Consider the following 17,397-nt stretch of genomic DNA (forward strand, 5'->3'; position numbering starts at 1 on the left):
AACTTGCGCGCGCGCGTGACATCCCCGCTATCGCCCGCCAGTGCCTACACTTTCACCCGTGACTGCTGCCGACGACGCCCGTGGGCTGACGTCGGTCGCCCAGGACTACCTGCGGGTGATCTGGAAGGTCCAGGAGTGGTCCGGCGACAAGATCAGCACCAAGATGCTCGCCGAGCGGCTCGGGGTGTCGGCCAGTACCGCCTCCGAGACCATCCGCAAGCTCGCCGACCAGGGATTGGTGGAGCACGAGAAGTACGGGGCGGTGACGCTGACCGAGCGTGGTCGGCGCGCCGCGGTGTCGGTGGTGCGCCGGCACCGGCTGCTGGAGACGTTCTTGGTGCAGGTGCTCGGCTACAGCTGGGACGAAGTGGACGACGAAGCCGAGGTACTCGAGCACGCGGTCAGCGACCTGATGATGTCGCGGATCGACGCGAAGCTCGGCCATCCACAACGGGACCCGCACGGCGACCCGATTCCGACGCTCGACGGCCGGGTGCCGACGCCGCCCGCGCGGCAGCTGTCCGAATGCGCAGACGGCGACCACGGCTCGGTGGCGCGGATCTCCGACGCGGACCCCGAGATGCTGCGCTACTTCGATTCCGTCGGGATCGCGCTGGACTCGCACCTGACGGTGCTGGCCCGGCGAGACTTCGCCGGAACACTGTCGGTGGCGATCGACGACGGCCACGACGGCGACCCCGGTAATCGCACAGTGGAGTTGGGCCACCCTGCGGCAGAATCGATTTGGGTGGTGCCCTGCTAGAGCGTGGCCGGCCGCAGCACCACCACGGATTTCGTCCGGCCGGCTTCGTCACGCAGCAGCGCGATCACCCTGCCGTCAGGAGCCGTCGCCGCGTAGACCCCGTCGATGCCGGCCGACGCCAAAGCCCTTCCGTGCCGGGCAGATTCGGCCTCTTCGGCACTGAGATCCCTGCGTGGGAAGCAGAGCAGGCACGCCTCGTCGAGCGAATACGACAGCCGTGGTTGAGCCGCAAGCTCGTCGAGCGCGTGAGCATCCTCGACACCGAAGGGGCCCACCCTGGTGCGCCGCAGCGCAGTCAGATGCCCGCCGACGCCCAGCGCCGCGCCGACATCGCGGGCCAGCGCGCGGACGTAAGTGCCTGACGAACAGTCCACCGCGACGTCGACGTCCACGAAGCCGTCGGCGCGTCGAATCTGCAACACGTCGAAGCGGTCGATCCGCACCCTGCGCGCGGCCAGATCGACGGCCTGGCCTTCGCGAGCCAGCCGATACGCCCGCTTGCCGCCCACTTTGACCGCGCTCACCGCCGCCGGCACCTGTTCGACTTCGCCCCGCAACGACGCAACCGCGGTCCGGATCGCATCGTCCGTCACTGCGTCGGCGGGCGTCGTCGCCACTACGTCACCGTCGGCGTCGTCGGTGGTGGTGGTCTGCCCCAGCCGCATCGTCGCGGCATACGACTTGGTTTCGGTAGTCAGCAGGCCAAGAATCTTGGTCGCGCGCTCGACGCCCACCACCAACACACCGGTGGCCATCGGGTCCAGCGTGCCGGCATGCCCGACCTTGCGCGTGGAAAAGATCCGCCGGCAGCGGGCGACGACGTCGTGGCTGGTCATGCCGGCGGGTTTGTCGACGACGACCAGGCCTGCACTCACAGCACGATCGCCGTCAGCGCCAAGCCCTGCCGCACCGACCACCGACCGTGCAACGCTTTCAGCGGCGGCCCCGACAACGTCGTCGGGTCGATCAAGATCTGCGATACGAACTCGCCGCCGGCGCCGTCGGAGTCCACGTCGAACACGATGTGGGCGTCCTCGAAACCCAGCCACCGGCGAGTCAGCGGAAACCACGCCTTATACGTTGCCTCCTTGGCGCAGAACAGGATTCGATCCCAATGCAGATCGGGAGGCAGGGCAGCCAGCTGCCGCCGCTCGGCGGGAATGCTGACCGCGTCGAGCACGCCGTCGGGAAGGACGTCGTGCGGCTCGGCGTCGATGCCTATCGACCGAACATCAGTGATCCGGCCCACAACCGCACCGCGGAAACCTTCACAGTGCGTCAGGCTGCCCACCACGCCGTCGGGCCAGCACGGTTCTCCCTTGTCGCCCTTGAGGATCGGCACGGGCGGGATGCCGAGCTTGCCCAGTGCCACCCGGGCGCAGTAACGGGCAGTGACGAACTCGTTGCGCCGCTTGGCAACCGACCGCGCGATCAGCGGCTCCTCGTCGGGCAGCGGCGCCAGATCCGGTGGGTCGGTGTACAACTCGGCTGCGGCCACCGTCTCGGGCACCACGGTGGAGATCAAGCTCGAGGCCGGCTCATTGCTCTTCGGGCAAGCGTTCATCGCCTGCGGGCCTCGATCCGCTCGCGCACCCGCTGCGCATTGGCGCGCATCTCCGGCGTGATCACGAAGTGGCCGCCGAACTCGTTGAGGTAGCCCGGTGCGTACTGCGGGTCGGGCAATACCTGCCGCAGCCACCGATATGGCTTGCGGCGCCGCCACTCTCGCGGATAACCCACCGACACCTCTTCGAACCGCACGCCGTCATACCACGTGGTCCGCGGAATGTGGAGGTGCCCGTAGACCGAGCAGATCGCGTTGTAGCGGGTGTGCCAATCGGCGGTGGCGGTGGTGCCGCACCACAGCGAGAATTCGGGATAGAACAGCGCCTCGCACGGCTCGCGCACCAGCGGGAAATGGTTCACCAGCACCGTCGGTGTCATCCAGTCGAGCTGCTCGAGTCGTTTCCGCGTGACGGCCACCCGGTCACGGCACCAGGCGTCGCGGGTGGCGTACGGCTCCGAGGACAGCACGAACTCGTCGGTGGCCACCACGTTGGCCTCGCGCGCGATGGCCAGACCTTCGGCCTTCGACGACGCGCCCGCCGGCAGGAACGTGTAGTCGTAGAGCAGAAACATCGGCACGATCGTCGCGGGACCACCCTCACCGGTCCACACCGCATACGGGTGCTCGGGGGTGAGGATGCCCATCTGGTCGCACATCTCGACCAGGTAGTCGTAGCGGGCGCGGCCGAACAGCTGCACCGGGTCCTTACTCGTCGTCCACAGCTCGTGGTTGCCCGGTACCCAGATCACCTTGGCGAACCGGTGACGCAACAGGTCCAGCGACCAGCGGATGTCGTCGGTGCGCTCGGCGACGTCGCCTGCGACGATCAGCCAGTCGTCCGGCGACGACGGATACAGCGACTCCGTGACCGGCTTGTTCCCCACGTGACCGGTGTGCAGGTCACTGACAGCCCAAAGTGTCGCCACAACCGACCAGGGTAGCCAACTAGAACAGGTTCTCTTTTACCGTCGTGCCGGCGTTGTCGCGCTTGTACACTCCCCCTGCGGGGATGCCGAACGGAGGGGCTGCGATGGCGACCAGGCTGCGGCTGTTCGCGGTGATGTGTGCGGTGGTCGCGGCGGTGGTGGTGGCGTGGCAAGCTGCCCCGGGCGGCTTGACCTCTCCACCGGACGTGCAGCTGCGGTCCACGGCCGTGCCGTTGGATACGCCGAGCACCACGATCAAGTCGCCGGTGATCGATTTCAACAATCCCCGCCCGTTCGACCCGTGTCAGGACATCCCGATGGACGTGATCCAGCGGCTCGGTCTGGCTTTCACGCCGCCCGAACCGGAAGACGGGTTGCGCTGTCACTTCGACGCCGCCAACTACCAGATGGCGATCGAGCCGATCGTCTGGCGCAGCTACGAACAGAGCCTGTCGTCCGATGCGGTCGAGACCACGATCGCAGGCCATCGCGCAGCGTGGTTCTGGGTGATGAAGCCCACCGACTGGAACAACCGCTGGTGGTTTTCCTGCATGGTGATGTTCGAGACCAGCTACGGAGTGATCCAGCAGTCGCTGTTTTTCTCGCCCATCTACTCCAACCCCGACGTGGACTGCCCGACCGAGAACATGACCCGGGCCCAGCAGCTGGCGCCGTACTACAAGTTCTGAGCCGAAGCTCTGAGCCGAAGTTCTAGGCCAGGGCGCAGCGGACTTCTTCGGCGATGCGCTGAAGCGTTGCATCGTCGTGTACCGGCGGGCCCCACGTCGGCTGCACCGGTAGCTCCACCCAACTGGTGCAGCCCGCATAATCGGCCGTGCGAACGAGCCGCATCGGGCTTGTCAGCGGGCAGGCCTGCACCACCAGCACAGTCAGCCGGTGCTTTGGGCGGAAGTCGAGCCGGTCCTCGCGCACAGACTGCTCGGTCCAGATGTGCAAGGGCTCGATCTTCCGCAACCCGTCGGTCTCCGAAACCTGAACCGCTGCAATCACTTTCGCGGCGGCCCGTACTACCACGTGATCCTGTCCGCTGTCTGCCGCCGCCGGGGCCAGCAAGTCTTGGTGTTCGGGCCGCACGCGTTCGGCATGGCTGTGCGCGACCGTCGGGAACAGCAGAAACCGGTCCGCCGCCACGTCGAAGCGCTTCTCGCCGATCCCGCCCTTGCGCAACAGCACGGTTTGGCGGCCGTCGAGCAGCGCATGCACCGCCGCGCTCCACTCCTTGAGCGCGGGCGTCGTCGGGGTCATACCCGCAGCCGGGCGCGCACTTCCGGGCGACGCAACGGCGGCACCGTCTTCGGCGGCTGTTTGCGCGGCGGCAACAGGGACAGCAGCCGCGACGTCGATGCGGCGACTTCGGCGACCGCGGTCTCGAACGCGTCGGCGTTTGCGGCCGACGGCCGGGTGATTCCGCTGACCTTGCGCACGTACTGGCGGGCGGCGGCCTGGATCTCCTCGTCGGTGGCAGCGGGTTGCAACCCGCGCAGCTCGGTGATGTTTCGGCACATGCCCACGACGATAGGCTCAGCAGATGTCTGATGACGTGCTGCTGATCGAAACCTCCGACCGGATCCGCACGATCACGCTCAACCGCCCGCGGGTGCGCAATGCGCTGAGCAAGGAGCTGCAGGACAAGTTGTTCGCGGCGCTGGCCCAGGCGGAAACCGACGACGACGTCGACGTGGTGATCCTGACCGGCACCGATCCGGCGTTCTCGGCCGGCGTGGACCTCAAGGAGATCAGCACCAGCCTCGGCGATTCCCGCGACAGCCTGTCGAAGGTGCGGTGGCCGGCGCTGTCCAAGCCCGTGATCGGTGCGATCAACGGCGTGTGCGTCACCGGCGGCTTCGAGCTGGCGCTGAGCTGCGACATCCTGATCGCCTCGGAGAACGCCCGGTTCGCCGACACCCACGCGCGGGTGGGTCTGCTTCCCGGCTGGGGCATGTCGGTGCGGCTGCCGCAGCTGGTCGGCCGTGGCATGGCCTATCGGATGAGCCTCACCGGCGACTATGTGAACGCCTATGACGCTCTGCGTATCGGGCTGGTCACCGAGGTGGTGCTGCACGACGAACTGATGAGCACCGCACGGGCGGTCGCCACGTCGATCGTCAACAACAACGGCGCCGCGGTGCGCGCGTATCTGGCGTCGTATCACCGCATCGACGAAGCGCAGACCCGCGAGGCGTTCGCGATCGAGCAGGAGTCCGCACAGCAGTGGCTGCGCACGAACGCCAGCAGCGACGACATCGCGGCCAACCGCGAAGCCGTCATCAAGAGAGGCCGCGCGCAGATTCACGACTGAAAACCCGCGACCAGTAGGATTCTGTCGGTTGAGCTGGCAGCCGAAGGCATCGCCAATGGCGTGCAGACTCGCTCCGGCTCGCCGGATCCGATTCCCTCCTCGGCGTGCTTTTCCCGAACACGTCGAGAGAAGAATGACAGGTGAGTGACAATTCCGGCGACCGCGAAGGCGGCCGCCCCGATCCGCTGATCCGGTTGGATGCGACGTCGGACGCCATCGGCGCACTGCGCGACATCTTCGCCGCCGAAGAAGACTTGGACAGCGTCTTGGCGCGAGTGGCATCGACAGCGGCACAAGCCGTTCCCGACGCCGACGCCGTCACCATCACCGTGCTCGACGGAGACGAGTTCCGCACCGCTGCCGCCACCGACGAGCGAGTGGTCGACCTCGAGCGTGTGCAGCACGAGTCCGGCAGCGGACCGAGCGTCGAATGCGCCGAACAGCGTCGCCCAGTGCGCGACCGCATCACCGAGCACTCGGGGCGCTGGCCGCAGTTCTGCGAAGCCGCCCAGCGTCAGGGGCTGCGGGCGTGCCTGTCGGTTCCGTTGCTCGTCGGTGATCCCGATCATCAGGAACTGGTCGGCTCGTTGAACGTATACAGCTACACCGCAACGGCTTTCGATCCGTTCGACGAGGGATTCATGCGCCTGTTCACCGAGGCGGCCGGCGCGGCGATCACCAACGCCCGGCGCTGGCAGCAGTCCCGCGAGACGGTCACCCAGCTCGAGCGGGCGCTGACGTCGCGCGCCGACATCGACCAGGCGAAGGGCGTGCTGATGGCGCTGCATGGATGCAGTGCCGACGAAGCATTCCAACTGCTGGTCAAGCAATCACAGGACCACAACGTCAAACTCCACGACGTCGCCCAGCGTCTGCTCGCCTCGGTGCAGACGAACGGCGACGGGCGCGGCAACCGCAGAGGGCGGTAGCCTGCCCCCGCCGGTCGGAAATACGCCCGGCGTTGAATCGGTTTTCTAGGACGAAAACGAGAGACCAGCAAATAGTCCGAGGAGGTGATGACCATGCTGAAGTTGGACCCGTTCTTCCGTGACGTCGACCGTCTGACCCAGCAGCTACTCGGCGGCGCGGTAGGCACACCGGCTCGTCCCGCGGTCATGCCGATGGACATTTGGCGCGACAACGAGCAGTTCGTCGTGGAACTCGATCTGCCTGGCGCACACGCCGATTCAATCGACATCAATGTCGAGAACGACGTGCTGACGGTGCGCGCGCAACGGCCCGCCGCGCAGGACAACCGACAGTGGCTGGCCTCCGAACGCCCGCACGGCGTATTCAGCCGACAGATCTATCTCGGCAGCGGTCTCGATGTCGACAACATCAAGGCCGACTACACCGAGGGCGTGCTGCGGCTGACGATCCCGGTGGCCGAACAAGCCAAGCCGCGCAAGATCGAGGTGGCTACCGGCCTGAAGGAGAAGCAAGCCATCAGCGCCTGATCTCTACGGGTGCCAGTGTGCGGGTGACCGCCCACAGCCGCCCGCTGGAGCGGTCACCGCCGATAGTCCGTGCTGAGACGCTGCGGGAGGTTGGGGACGGCGATCAAATGCAATGGCAACCGGACGCGGCCAGACCGTTGACGGCGCCATCCGCGAGGACGCGCCTCGCGTGCGCATCCGCCCGCCCGGCGACACGGTGACAAAGTCCGCGGCCGAGTCGATCAGCGCCTCAGTGTGTTCACACGGGGCCGGCAGCAGCCGGCCCCTTTTCTTATCCGAATGAGACTGCGCGACAACCGCTTCCGAAGGAAATGCGGCATCGGGCGACTGGCGTTGATGTCTGCGAGAAGACCATGAAGGAGGTATCGCACGTGCACCGTTACACCAACGGAGTGAAGACGGCCGCCTTGCTGGGTTTGCTCACCGGGCTGATCCTGCTGGTCGGGCATTGGCTGGGTGGTGGCACGGGGCTCGTGATCGCCGCCGCGATCTCCATCGCCATCAACCTGGTCCTTTACTTCCGCGGCGACACCGTTGCCCTGCGGGCGATGCGGGCCCGGCCGTTGAGCCGTGCCGAGGCTCCCCAGCTTCACGCCATGGTGGCTGAATTGTCCACGCAGGCAGGCCAACCCATGCCGAAGCTGTACGTCAGCCCGATCCGGCAGCCCAACGCTTTCGCCACCGGGCGAAACCCCAGGCATGCGGCAGTGTGCGTCACCGAGGGCATCCTCGAGCTGCTGAGCGCCCGCGAGCTTCGGGCGGTGCTGGGCCACGAGCTGGCGCACGTGTACAACCGCGACATCCTGACGTCGACCGTTGCGGCAGCCCTTGCCGGCATGGTAACGATGCTGGCCGATCTGGCGTGGTTCACGCCGATCGAGGCCAGCGACGACGACGACGGGCCGGGCTTGCTCGGAAGCGTGCTGACGCTGATCTTGGCGCCCGTGGCGGCCACCCTGATCCAATTGGCCGTGAGCAGGAGCCGTGAACTCGCCGCGGACGCCGACGGCGCGATGCTGAGCCAAGATCCGGCCGCGCTGGCCAGTGCGCTGAAGAAGATCCACGCCGGAACTCGACTGATGCCGTTGCCCGCAGAAGGGCAGTTGGCTAGCACCGCACATCTGATGATCGCGAACCCACTGCGCGGCGAGGGATTGGAAGCGTTGTTTTCGACGCATCCGCCGATGCGCGAGCGCATCGCCCGCCTCGAGCGGCTGGCGGACCAGATGGCCGCCGCCGCTCCGGCGTACGCCATGAGGTGGTGACCGGCGGCGTCGCCGTGTCAACCAGTGCCGGGGACGGCCCAGCGGCCGGACAGCGCGCGCCAACCCACGAAGATCAACCGCAGCAGGATGAACGACGACAACCCGGCCCAGATACCGGCCAAGCCCCAGCCGAAGACCAGCGACAGCCAGATCAGCGGCAGGAAGCCGAGCACCGCGCTGAGCACTGTGGCGTTGCGCATGAATTTCGCATCGCCGGCGCCCAGCAGCACACCGTCGAGGCCGAACACCACTCCGGCGACCGGTAGTTGAGCCACGAGGAACCACCACGGCACACCGACGGCGTCGAGCACGGCCCGATCGTTGGTGAACATCTTCGGCACCACTGCAACGCCCGCCGCCAACACCACCGCAAGCACTGTGGCTGCAACCGCAGAGAACGTCGTCACCCGCCACGCCACCGACTTGGCGTGCTGTGCCCGTCCCGCCCCCAGGGCGGCGCCAACCAGTGACTGCGCCGCGATGGCGAGTGAATCCAGCACGAGCGCAAGGAAATTCCACAGCTGCAGCGCCACCTGGTGCGCGGCCACCGACACCGCTCCGAATCGCGCCGCCACCGCAGCGGCCGACACGAAGCACACCTGGAATGCCACCGTGCGCACCAACAGGTCGCGACCCATGACCACCTGGGCCCGCAATACCCGCCAGTCGACACCGAGCGGTACCCGTTCGACCAGCAACGCCCGAGCGAACAAGAGCGCAGCAAGCCACTGCCCGACCACGTTCGCGACGGCCGAGCCGGGTAGCTCCAAGCGCGGCAGGCCAATCCAGCCGAACACCAGCAGCGGGCACAGCAGCGCCGACACCGCGAATCCGATGACGACGTACCGCAGCGGCCGCACAGTGTCCTGCACGCCCCGCATCCAGCCGTTGCCGGCCAGCGACATCAGCATCGCCGGGGCGGCCAGTACGGCGATCCGCAGCCACGACAGCGCTTCGTCGGCGATGGGCGGCTTCGACGCGATCGCGGACACGACCGGCACCGCGGCCGCCTGCACCACGGCTACGAACAACACGCCCAGAGCCAAAGCCAGCCAGCTGGCCTGTACGCCTTCGCGGACCGCCGCCACCCGGTCTGCGGCACCGAAATAGCGGGCTGACCTTGCCGTGGTGCCGTAGGACAGAAAGACCAGGCCCGAACCGACCATGTTGACGATCAGGCCACCGATCGCCAGACCCGCCAGCGCCAACGCCCCGAGACGGCCGACCACAGCGGTGTCGAAGAGCAGGTACAGCGGCTCGGCTGCCAGCACGCCGAGTGCCGGCACAGCCAGCGCCGCGATCCGGCCCGCGCTCGCGGTCGAGTCCTCCGACGCCGTCATGCTCTCCCTCACTGAACCGCGACTCCGCAACCGCGCTGGGTGACATTCTGTGCGCGTGGCAGGGGCTGCCCCGTCTGGGGTGGTGACGTTTCTGTTCAGTTCCGCGCCGATTTTCACCGGATCTGACAGACACCGATTGACCAGCGATGCACGATATTGACGTGGGCGCCAGCTGGGACGGCGACAGTCGTCTCGCACCGGCAGGGCTGATCTGCAGTTCCTGCACCGCGCACTGCAGTTCAACGGCCAAGTTCTGCAGCGAGTGCGGTGCTCGGCTGACCACGCTCACCCACGCGGCCGAGTACAAGCAAGTCACCGTGTTGTTCGCCGACGTCGTCCATTCAATGGATATCGCAGCTGCGGTGGGGCCGGAGCGACTGCGCGAGATCATGAGCGAGCTCGCCAGCCGTTGTGCCGCGGTCGTGCAGCGCTACGGCGGCACCGTGAGCAGTTTCACCGGCGACGGGATCATGGCCGTGTTCGGGGCACCGGTCGCGCTGGAGGATCATGCGGTGCGCGCGTGCGTGGCCGCTCTGGCGATCCAGGACGAAGCCAAAAAGCTGGCCGTCGACGTGCGAAGGCGCGATGGCGTGGAATTGTTGCTGCGGGTCGGACTGAACTCCGGTCAGGTGATCGCCGGTGAAATGGGGTCCGGACCGTTCGGCTACACCACCGTCGGCGAGCAGGTGGGGATGGCCCAGCGGATGGAATCGGTGGCGCCCGCGGGCGGCGTCATGCTCAGCGCATCAACCGCACGACTAGTCGAGCACATCGCAACCCTCGGTCCGCGAGAGTTGGTTCGCATCAAGGGTGCTGACGAGTCAGTACCCGCGCACCGGCTCGTCGGCATGCGCCGGGCTCGCGCCATCAGACGCACTGAGGCGAACTTTGTGGGTCGCCGACAGGAGATGTCCGTCATCAAGGGCCTGTTAGATCGCGCCGTCGGCGGCCATGGCGAGGTCGTCGATGTGGTGGGACCCGCCGGTATCGGCAAAAGCCGTCTGCTGCGCGAGGTTTCGGCCCAGGCCGCGCAGCGTGGTGTCGCGGTCTTCACGACTTTCTGCGAGTCGCACACCAGCCAGATCCCCTTTCAAGCCGTCGCAGGATTGCTGCGTGCAATAACCGCAGTGGAGGGATTGGACGCGCACGCTGCCCGAAATCATCTCCGCCGGCTGTTTTCTGACGCGGACAAAGACGATCTGTTGCTGTTCGAAGACCTCTTGGGGATTGCCGGCGCTGAAGAGCCCCGTCATCGGATCGATCCGGATGCACGTCGACGGCGGTTGACGGCTCTGGTGAGAGCCACCTTGTCGGCGCGGAAAAGTCCGGCGGTGTACGTGGTGGAAGACGCCCATTGGATTGACGCAGTCAGTGAGTCGATGATTGCCGATGTCCTCGAGGTTTTACCGCGGACGCCTTCGCTGACGATCGTCACCTACCGTCCCGAGTACCGTGGGGCGCTGGCGCAACCGCCTGGCGCTACAGCGATAACGCTGGCGCCACTGAGTGACCAGGACTCGGCTCAGTTGATCATCGAGTTGCTTGGACGGGATACATCCACGGCGCCGCTGGGCCAGCTGATCGCCGAAAGATCCGCCGGCACACCACTTTTCACCGAAGAGATCGTGCGCGAATTGGCGGAGCGAGGTGTGCTTTATGGCAAGCCGGGCGCGTACAGGTCGACAGCACAGGTAGCCGAAGTCGTTGTGCCGCCGACGTTGCAGGCCACCATTGCCGCTCGCATCGACCGTCTCGAACAGGGGGCCAAACGCACGTTGAGCGCGGCTTTAGTGATCGGTGCCAGATTCAGCTTGGGACTGGTGAGAGCATTGGGTGTCGAGCCGGCCGTCGACGACCTGGTGGTGGGCCAGCTGATCGATCAAGTCGGGTTCACCGATGATCCCGAGTACCTCTTTCACCATCCGCTGATCCGGGCGGTGGCGTATGAATCACAGCTCAGATCCGATCGCGCCGAGTTGCACCAGCGGGTCGCAGCCGCTCTGCAAGCTCGCAGACCGGAATCGGCTGACGAGCACGCGGCGTTGATCGCCGAGCACCTTGAAGCTGCAGGCGATTTGCACGCAGCCTTCGACTGGCACATGCGGGCCGGACACGTCCTCACCCATCGCGACATCCTAGGTGCGCGGATGAGCTGGGAGCGCGCTCGTCAGGTGGCCGACCGGTTGCCCCCCGAGGATGTACGTCGCATGAGCATGCGTATCGCCCCGCGTACGTTGCTGTGCGCGACGGTCTGGCGGGTCAGCGGCAGCCTCGACGACACTGGCTTCGACCAATTGAGCGAATTGGCAACCGCTGCAGGGGATAAACGGTCCTTGGCCATCGGCATGACCGGACTCGTCACCTTGATGCAGTTCTACGGCGAGTACGAAGAGGCTTCGCGATTGGCGTCCTATCATGTCGAATTGCTTGATTCCATCGGTGATTCCGAGTTGACCGTCGGTCTGTTGATGACACCGATGATCATCAAATGGGCCGTCGGTGAAGTGAGCGAGGCTTTGAAACTGAGCCAGCGTGCAATAGACGAGTCCCGCGGCGACCCCACGATGGGCGACTTGATCGTGGGATCGCCACTGGCGTTCGCACTGGTGATGCGTGCGTCAGCGCGGTGTGCGCTGGGCATCGCAGGCTGGCGCGAGGACTTCGACAACGCCGTCGCGCTTGCCCGCAGAACCGATAAGTTCACGTTCTGCGCCGTTGTCATGTTCAAATACATTGCCGCGCAGAGCGGAGCGCTGCTCGCCGATGACCAAGCGCTGCATGACACCGCTGAGGCCTTGGAGATTGCGAAGCAGTTCGGCGACGATTTCACGCTGACCAACGCAGAGTTCAGCCACGGGCTCATCTTGGTGCGCCACGAGGACGCCGACCGCAACCTGGGCTTCGAGCTGTTGCAGAGGGCTCGGCGAGCAGCGCTCGAACATCGGAACCTCGTCGTTGCCGCATGGTGCGTCGACATCGATTTCGCAGTGGAGAAGATTCGTACCGGCGACTACGACAATGCCGTCGGCTTGTGTCGCGCCGTGCTGCAGAATGAAATTCGATCTGGCGAACTGACCAACCGCGGTTGGTGCACCAGCGTTCTCGTCGAAGCCTTGCTCAATCGGGGTCGCGACGGCGACCTCGACGAAGCGCAAAAAGCGATCGACGACCTGGCGGCGACGCCGACGGAACCCGGGTTCGTCTACCACGAGCTGCCATTACTGCGGTTGAACGCAATGCTTGCCAAAGCTCGTGGCGAGCAGAATCGCTATCGCGATTTCCGTGACCGATATCGCCTGCGCGCCGAATCCTGCGGGTTCGCGGGCCACATCGCACTGGCTCGCGCCATGGACTAGTCGAGCGGGCCAGATGGCATCGTCGAAGATGCGCGTGACGTGTCAGCCGACAGCGTGCAGCAACGCGGCGACGACGTCGTCGATCGAGCCGTCGATCGAGTACCCGGCCGCCAACTGATGCCCTCCGCCGCCGAACTGCGCCGCCACCGGCGTCAGATCGAATGACTTGGCCCGCATCGACACCGACCAGTGCTGCGGCTCGATCTCCTTGAACACCACGGCGACCTCGGCCTGCTGGGTGGTCCGGACGATGTCGACGATGCTCTCCACCTCTTCGGACCGGCTCGCCTTCCACTCGTCGTGGTCGACCACCACATACACCAGGCCGCGCCCGGCGACGGCGTCCGGCAGTAGCTGCGCCGTCGACAACACGCGCGACAGCATCGGCAGCCAGGCAAAGGGGTGCGTGTCGAGAAGCGCCCGCGATATCGCGGCGTTGTCCGCGCCGGCTTCGACGAGCCGGGCGGCCAGCCGCAATGCGCGCGGACTGGCCCACCGGAACGATCCGGTATCTGTCGTCAGCCCGGCATACAGGCACGTGGCCACATCGCGGTCGATCGGCCTGCCCCACGCGTCCAGCAGTTCGGCGACCAGCAGGGTGGTCGAATCCGCTTGCGGATCAACGAAATTCAAGTCTCCGAACATCGCGTTCGACTTGTGGTGATCGATCACCAGCACCGCGTTGCCAGAAGCGGTCAGCTCGGCCAGCGTGCCCAACCGGTGCAGGCTGGGCGCGTCGACCGTCACCACCAGATCCGCGTCGCGGCGCATGTCCGACGGCGGCACCAGGAACTCGCACCCGGGCAGCATTCGCAGTGATTCGGGAAGGACCGGAGGCGTCGCGAAGCTGACCTCCACGTCGACGCCTTCCCGGTCGAGCACCAGCGCCAGCGCCAAGCCGGCACCGACGCTGTCCGCATCGGGGTGCACGTGGCACACGATGTTGACTGTGCGAACCCCGGCCAGCGCGTCGGCCGCGCCATGCGCATCGACGCGAGTACTCGATACTTCAGTCGTCTCGATCGCGGTCACCGTCGTCTCGCTCGTCCGTGTCGGTTGTGGCGCCCCCGTTATCTCCTACCACACGGTACGGCTGCGCGTCGCCCGCCGGCTTCGCACCCTGCCTCACCCTCGCCAGATCGGCGTCGGCCTGACGAGCCCGTTCGAGTAGCTCCTCCATCCGAACGGCCGCATCAGGCACGGTGTCGCGCACGAAGGTCAGCGTCGGAGTGAACCGAACCCCGGTGCCTGCACCGACTTTCGTGCGCAGTACGCCTTTGGCCCGCTCCAGCGCGGCCGCCGCACCGGCGTAGTCGGGATCGTCCTCGAGGGTGCGCCCCATGACCGTGTAGTACAGCGTCGCGTCGTGCAGGTCGTTGGTCACCTTCGCGTCGGTGATCGTCACGCCGGCCAGCCGCGGGTCTTTGATCTCGTATTCGATTGCCGATGCGACGATCATCGAGATCCGCTTGGCCAGCCGACGCGCGCGCGCCGGATCAGCCATGGCTCATCCGCGCCTTTTGGTCTTCGCGCAAGCGACTCATCCGCGCCTTTTGGTCTTCGCGCAAGCGGCTCATCCGCGCCTTTTGGTCTTCGCGCAAGCGGCTCATCCGCGCCTTTTGGTCTTCGCGCAAGCGGCTCATCCGCGCTGCTTCTCGACCAGCTCGTACGTCTCGATCACGTCGCCCTCCTTGAGGTCGGAGTAGCCGATCGTCAGACCGCACTCGTAGCCGTCGCGGACTTCGGTGACGTCGTCCTTCTCCCGGCGCAGCGACTGCACCGTGAGATTCTCGGTCACCACGACGTTGTCACGCAGCAGCCGGGCCTTGGCGTTGCGCCGGATGATGCCTGAAGTGACCAGGCAACCGGCGATCACGCCGACCTTGCTGCTGCGGAACAGCGCCCGCACCTCGGCGCGGCCCAGCTCGCGCTCCTCGTACACCGGCTTGAGCAGCCCGCGCAGCGCCTTCTCGATGTCGTCGATGGCCTGGTAGATCACCGAGTAGTAGCGGATCTCCACACCCTCGCGGTTGGCCAGCTCCGTGGCCTTGCCTTCGGCGCGCACGTTGAAGCCGATGATGATTGCGTCCGACGCCGACGCCAGGTTGACGTTGGTCTCGGTGACACCGCCGACGCCGCGGTCGATGACGCGCAGCTCCACTTCGTCGTCGACCTGGATGCCGAGCAACGCCTCTTCCAGCGCTTCGACGGTGCCTGCGTTGTCGCCCTTGAGGATCAGGTTCAGCTGGCTGGTTTCCTTCAGCGCCGAATCCAGGTCCTCGAGGCTGATCCGCTTGCGGGCACGGGCAGCCATCGCGTTGCGCTTGCGGGCACTGCGGCGCTCGGCGATCTGGCGGGCGATGCGGTCCTCCTCGACGACGAGGAAGTTGTCACCGGCGCCAGGCACCGACGTGAAGCCGATGACCTGAACCGGCCGCGACGGCAGCGCCTGATCGACGTCCTCGCCGTGCTCGTCGACCATGCGCCGCACGCGGCCGTACGCGTCGCCGGCCACCACCGAGTCGCCGATGTGCAGCGTGCCGCGCTGTACCAGCACGGTGGCCACCGGACCGCGGCCGCGGTCCAGGTGCGCCTCGATGACCACACCCTGGGCTTCCATGTCGGGGTTCGCCCGCAGGTCCAGCGCGGCGTCGGCGGTCAGCAGCACCGCCTCGAGCAGCTGCTCGATGTTGGTGCCCTGCTTCGCCGAGATGTCGACGAACATGGTGTCGCCGCCGAACTCCTCGGGAATGAGCCCGTATTCGGTGAGTTGACCGCGGATCTTTTGGGGGTCGGCGCCTTCCTTGTCGATCTTGTTGACCGCCACGACGATCGGCACGTCGGCGGCCTGCGCGTGGTTGATGGCTTCCACCGTTTGGGGCATCACGCCGTCGTCGGCGGCGACCACCAGTACCGCGATGTCGGTGGCCTTCGCGCCGCGGGCACGCATCGCGGTGAACGCTTCGTGACCGGGGGTGTCGATGAACGTGATCAGCCGTTCGTTGCCGTCGAGGTTGACCGACACCTGATACGCGCCGATGTGCTGGGTGATGCCACCCGCCTCGCCTTCGCGGACGTTGGCCTGGCGGATCGTGTCCAGCAGTCGGGTCTTGCCGTGGTCGACGTGGCCCATGACCGTGACCACCGGAGGCCGGGTCTGCAGGTCCTCTTCGCCACCCTCGTCTTCGCCGTAGGTGAGGTCGAACGACTCGAGCAGTTCGCGGTCCTCGTCCTCCGGACTGACCACCTGGACGTTGTAGTTCATCTCGCTGCCCAGCAGCTCGAGCGTCTCGTCGCCCACCGACTGGGTTGCGGTGACCATCTCACCGAGGTTGAACAGCGCCTGAACCAGCGCCGCCGGGTTGGCGTCGATCTTCTCGGCGAAGTCACTCAGCGACGCGCCGCGGGCCAGCCGGATGGTTTCGCCGTTGCCCTTGGGCAACCGCACGCCACCGACAACCGGGGCCTGCATGTTTTCGTATTCCGCGCGTTTCGCCCGCTTGCTCTTGCGACCGCGCTTGGGCGCGCCGCCGGGACGACCGAACGCGCCGGCTGCTCCGCCGCGTTGACCAGGCCGACCGCCGCCACCGGGACGGCCGCGGAAGCCACCGCCCGCGGGTGCGCCGCCGGGCGCACCGCCGCGGTAGTTACCACCACCGGGCCGCCCGCCGCTCGGCGCGCCGGGGCGTCCGCCGGTGCCGGGCCGGGGCGCGCCGGGTCGCGGCGCGCGGCCGGGAACGCCGCCGCCGGGACGCGGAGGCATGTTGCCCGGCGATGCGCCCGGACGCGGGCCGGGCCGCGGCATGCCGGGGCGAGGTGCTTGCGGTCGAGGGATCGGCCGATCGACCGGCTGCGCGGTCGAGAACGGGTTGTTGCCGACGCGCGGGGTGCGCGGGGCCGGCTTGGGGGTAGGCCCGGGCCGCGGTGCGCCGGGAGTGGGCGCTGGACGAGGCGGGCTGGCCGGCGGTGCGCTGGCCGCGGGTGCCGACGGTTGCGCGGGCGGCTTCGGGGTGGGAGGTGCCGGGACGGCAGGCGGAGCTGGCGCGGCTGGGGTGGGCGCGGCCGGCGCGGGCGCCGCTTTGACTGCGGTACCGCCGTCGGCGACCGCCTTGGCTGCGGCGCCGTTGCCGTCCTTGGCGGCAGCTTGAGCTGCTTTGCCGCCGCCGAACGACTCCCGCAACCGCCGGGCGACCGGCGCTTCCACGGTGGAGGATGCCGACTTGACGAATTCGCCTTGTTCGCTCAGCCGTGCGAGAACTTCTTTACTGGTGACACCGAGTTCCTTCGCCAACTCGTGTACGCGGGCCTTACCTGCCACTACCTCTCCATCTCTCGAGGCGACGGCTGTGAAAGGCCAGCGCCTCGGGTTTAGCTACGACACATGGTCATCGGGACTTCACGGT

At 66.9% G+C, this 17,397-nt stretch carries 17 protein-coding genes; 7 read left to right on the plus strand and 10 right to left on the minus strand.

All coding sequences use genetic code 11. The annotated features are described in order from the left end of the window. The first annotated feature begins 58 nt into the window (after positions 1-58). On the plus strand, positions 59-763 hold the full coding sequence (locus AC5Y4N_RS10275) for a metal-dependent transcriptional regulator (RefSeq protein ID WP_499910353.1): 705 nt from the start codon (positions 59-61) through the stop codon (positions 761-763). Here AC5Y4N_RS10275 and truB read toward each other — a convergent pair. Genes truB through pptH form a run of 3 tightly spaced genes read right to left on the minus strand, consistent with a single transcriptional unit; the run spans position 760 to position 3,256 of the window. After that, complete coding sequence (truB, locus tag AC5Y4N_RS10280; RefSeq protein ID WP_499910350.1) at positions 760-1,638, minus strand: tRNA pseudouridine(55) synthase TruB; 879 nt, start codon at positions 1,636-1,638, stop codon at positions 760-762. The two genes, AC5Y4N_RS10275 and truB, sit on opposite strands and share 4 nt — an antisense overlap. Further along, positions 1,635-2,327 carry a 4'-phosphopantetheinyl transferase PptT gene (gene pptT, locus AC5Y4N_RS10285; protein WP_499910348.1) on the minus strand — a complete coding sequence of 231 codons (693 nt, stop codon included), beginning with the start codon at positions 2,325-2,327 and terminating at the stop codon, positions 1,635-1,637. The genes truB and pptT overlap by 4 nt, the downstream gene beginning before the upstream one ends. Continuing rightward, entirely contained in the window at positions 2,324-3,256 is a 933-nt protein-coding gene (gene pptH, locus AC5Y4N_RS10290) for an ACP phosphodiesterase PptH (protein WP_499910346.1), read from the minus strand. Before pptH ends, pptT begins: the two co-directional genes overlap by 4 nt. Positions 3,257-3,360: 104 nt before the next feature. Here pptH and AC5Y4N_RS10295 point away from each other — a divergent pair, with 104 nt between their 5' ends. Further along, positions 3,361-3,945 (plus strand): DUF3558 domain-containing protein, encoded by a 585-nt coding sequence (locus AC5Y4N_RS10295; RefSeq protein WP_499910343.1) that lies wholly within the window; start codon positions 3,361-3,363, stop codon positions 3,943-3,945. Between the two features lie 22 nt (positions 3,946-3,967). Here the strand turns inward: AC5Y4N_RS10295 and AC5Y4N_RS10300 are convergent, their stop codons facing one another. Then, positions 3,968-4,522: a DUF1802 family protein gene (locus AC5Y4N_RS10300; protein WP_499910340.1), complete on the minus strand. Its 555-nt coding sequence runs from the start codon at positions 4,520-4,522 to the stop codon at positions 3,968-3,970. After that, positions 4,519-4,782: a DUF2277 domain-containing protein gene (locus AC5Y4N_RS10305; RefSeq protein ID WP_499910338.1), complete on the minus strand. Its 264-nt coding sequence runs from the start codon at positions 4,780-4,782 to the stop codon at positions 4,519-4,521. Before AC5Y4N_RS10305 ends, AC5Y4N_RS10300 begins: the two co-directional genes overlap by 4 nt. Before the next feature lie 23 nt (positions 4,783-4,805). Here AC5Y4N_RS10305 and AC5Y4N_RS10310 point away from each other — a divergent pair, with 23 nt between their 5' ends. From AC5Y4N_RS10310 to AC5Y4N_RS10325, 4 genes are all read left to right on the plus strand, one after another. Further along, positions 4,806-5,576: an enoyl-CoA hydratase gene (locus tag AC5Y4N_RS10310; RefSeq protein ID WP_499910336.1), complete on the plus strand. Its 771-nt coding sequence runs from the start codon at positions 4,806-4,808 to the stop codon at positions 5,574-5,576. 140 nt (positions 5,577-5,716) lie between these two features. Further along, positions 5,717-6,505, plus strand: coding sequence for an ANTAR domain-containing protein (locus AC5Y4N_RS10315; RefSeq protein ID WP_499910334.1), 789 nt, complete (start codon positions 5,717-5,719; stop codon positions 6,503-6,505). A 93-nt stretch (positions 6,506-6,598) separates the two neighbouring features. Next, positions 6,599-7,033, plus strand: a complete 435-nt coding sequence (locus AC5Y4N_RS10320) for an Hsp20/alpha crystallin family protein (RefSeq protein WP_499910332.1) — start codon at positions 6,599-6,601, stop codon at positions 7,031-7,033. Between the two features lie 371 nt (positions 7,034-7,404). Then, positions 7,405-8,298 carry a M48 family metalloprotease gene (locus AC5Y4N_RS10325; RefSeq protein ID WP_499910330.1) on the plus strand — a complete coding sequence of 298 codons (894 nt, stop codon included), beginning with the start codon at positions 7,405-7,407 and terminating at the stop codon, positions 8,296-8,298. A gap of 17 nt (positions 8,299-8,315) precedes the next feature. On the opposite strand, the gene AC5Y4N_RS10330 is transcribed toward AC5Y4N_RS10325, so the two are convergent. Then, positions 8,316-9,638 (minus strand): MATE family efflux transporter, encoded by a 1,323-nt coding sequence (locus AC5Y4N_RS10330; RefSeq protein ID WP_499910327.1) that lies wholly within the window; start codon positions 9,636-9,638, stop codon positions 8,316-8,318. Between the two features lie 161 nt (positions 9,639-9,799). Here AC5Y4N_RS10330 and AC5Y4N_RS10335 point away from each other — a divergent pair, with 161 nt between their 5' ends. Further along, positions 9,800-12,994, plus strand: a complete 3,195-nt coding sequence (locus AC5Y4N_RS10335) for an ATP-binding protein (protein ID WP_499910324.1) — start codon at positions 9,800-9,802, stop codon at positions 12,992-12,994. A 42-nt stretch (positions 12,995-13,036) separates the two neighbouring features. Here AC5Y4N_RS10335 and AC5Y4N_RS10340 read toward each other — a convergent pair whose 3' ends face one another. From AC5Y4N_RS10340 to infB, 4 genes are read right to left on the minus strand one after another with little or no spacing between them, the layout of a single operon-like run. Beyond that, positions 13,037-14,026 carry a DHH family phosphoesterase gene (locus AC5Y4N_RS10340; RefSeq protein WP_499910322.1) on the minus strand — a complete coding sequence of 330 codons (990 nt, stop codon included), beginning with the start codon at positions 14,024-14,026 and terminating at the stop codon, positions 13,037-13,039. Further along, positions 14,004-14,498: a 30S ribosome-binding factor RbfA gene (gene rbfA, locus AC5Y4N_RS10345; RefSeq protein WP_499910320.1), complete on the minus strand. Its 495-nt coding sequence runs from the start codon at positions 14,496-14,498 to the stop codon at positions 14,004-14,006. Before rbfA ends, AC5Y4N_RS10340 begins: the two co-directional genes overlap by 23 nt. Continuing rightward, positions 14,491-14,637: a hypothetical protein gene (locus AC5Y4N_RS10350; RefSeq protein WP_499910317.1), complete on the minus strand. Its 147-nt coding sequence runs from the start codon at positions 14,635-14,637 to the stop codon at positions 14,491-14,493. The genes rbfA and AC5Y4N_RS10350 overlap by 8 nt, the downstream gene beginning before the upstream one ends. Then, on the minus strand, positions 14,634-17,312 hold the full coding sequence (gene infB / locus AC5Y4N_RS10355) for a translation initiation factor IF-2 (protein WP_499910314.1): 2,679 nt from the start codon (positions 17,310-17,312) through the stop codon (positions 14,634-14,636). Before infB ends, AC5Y4N_RS10350 begins: the two co-directional genes overlap by 4 nt. Positions 17,313-17,397 lie beyond the last annotated feature (85 nt).

It is taken from the genome of Mycobacterium sp. NGS19, assembly GCF_059813155.1.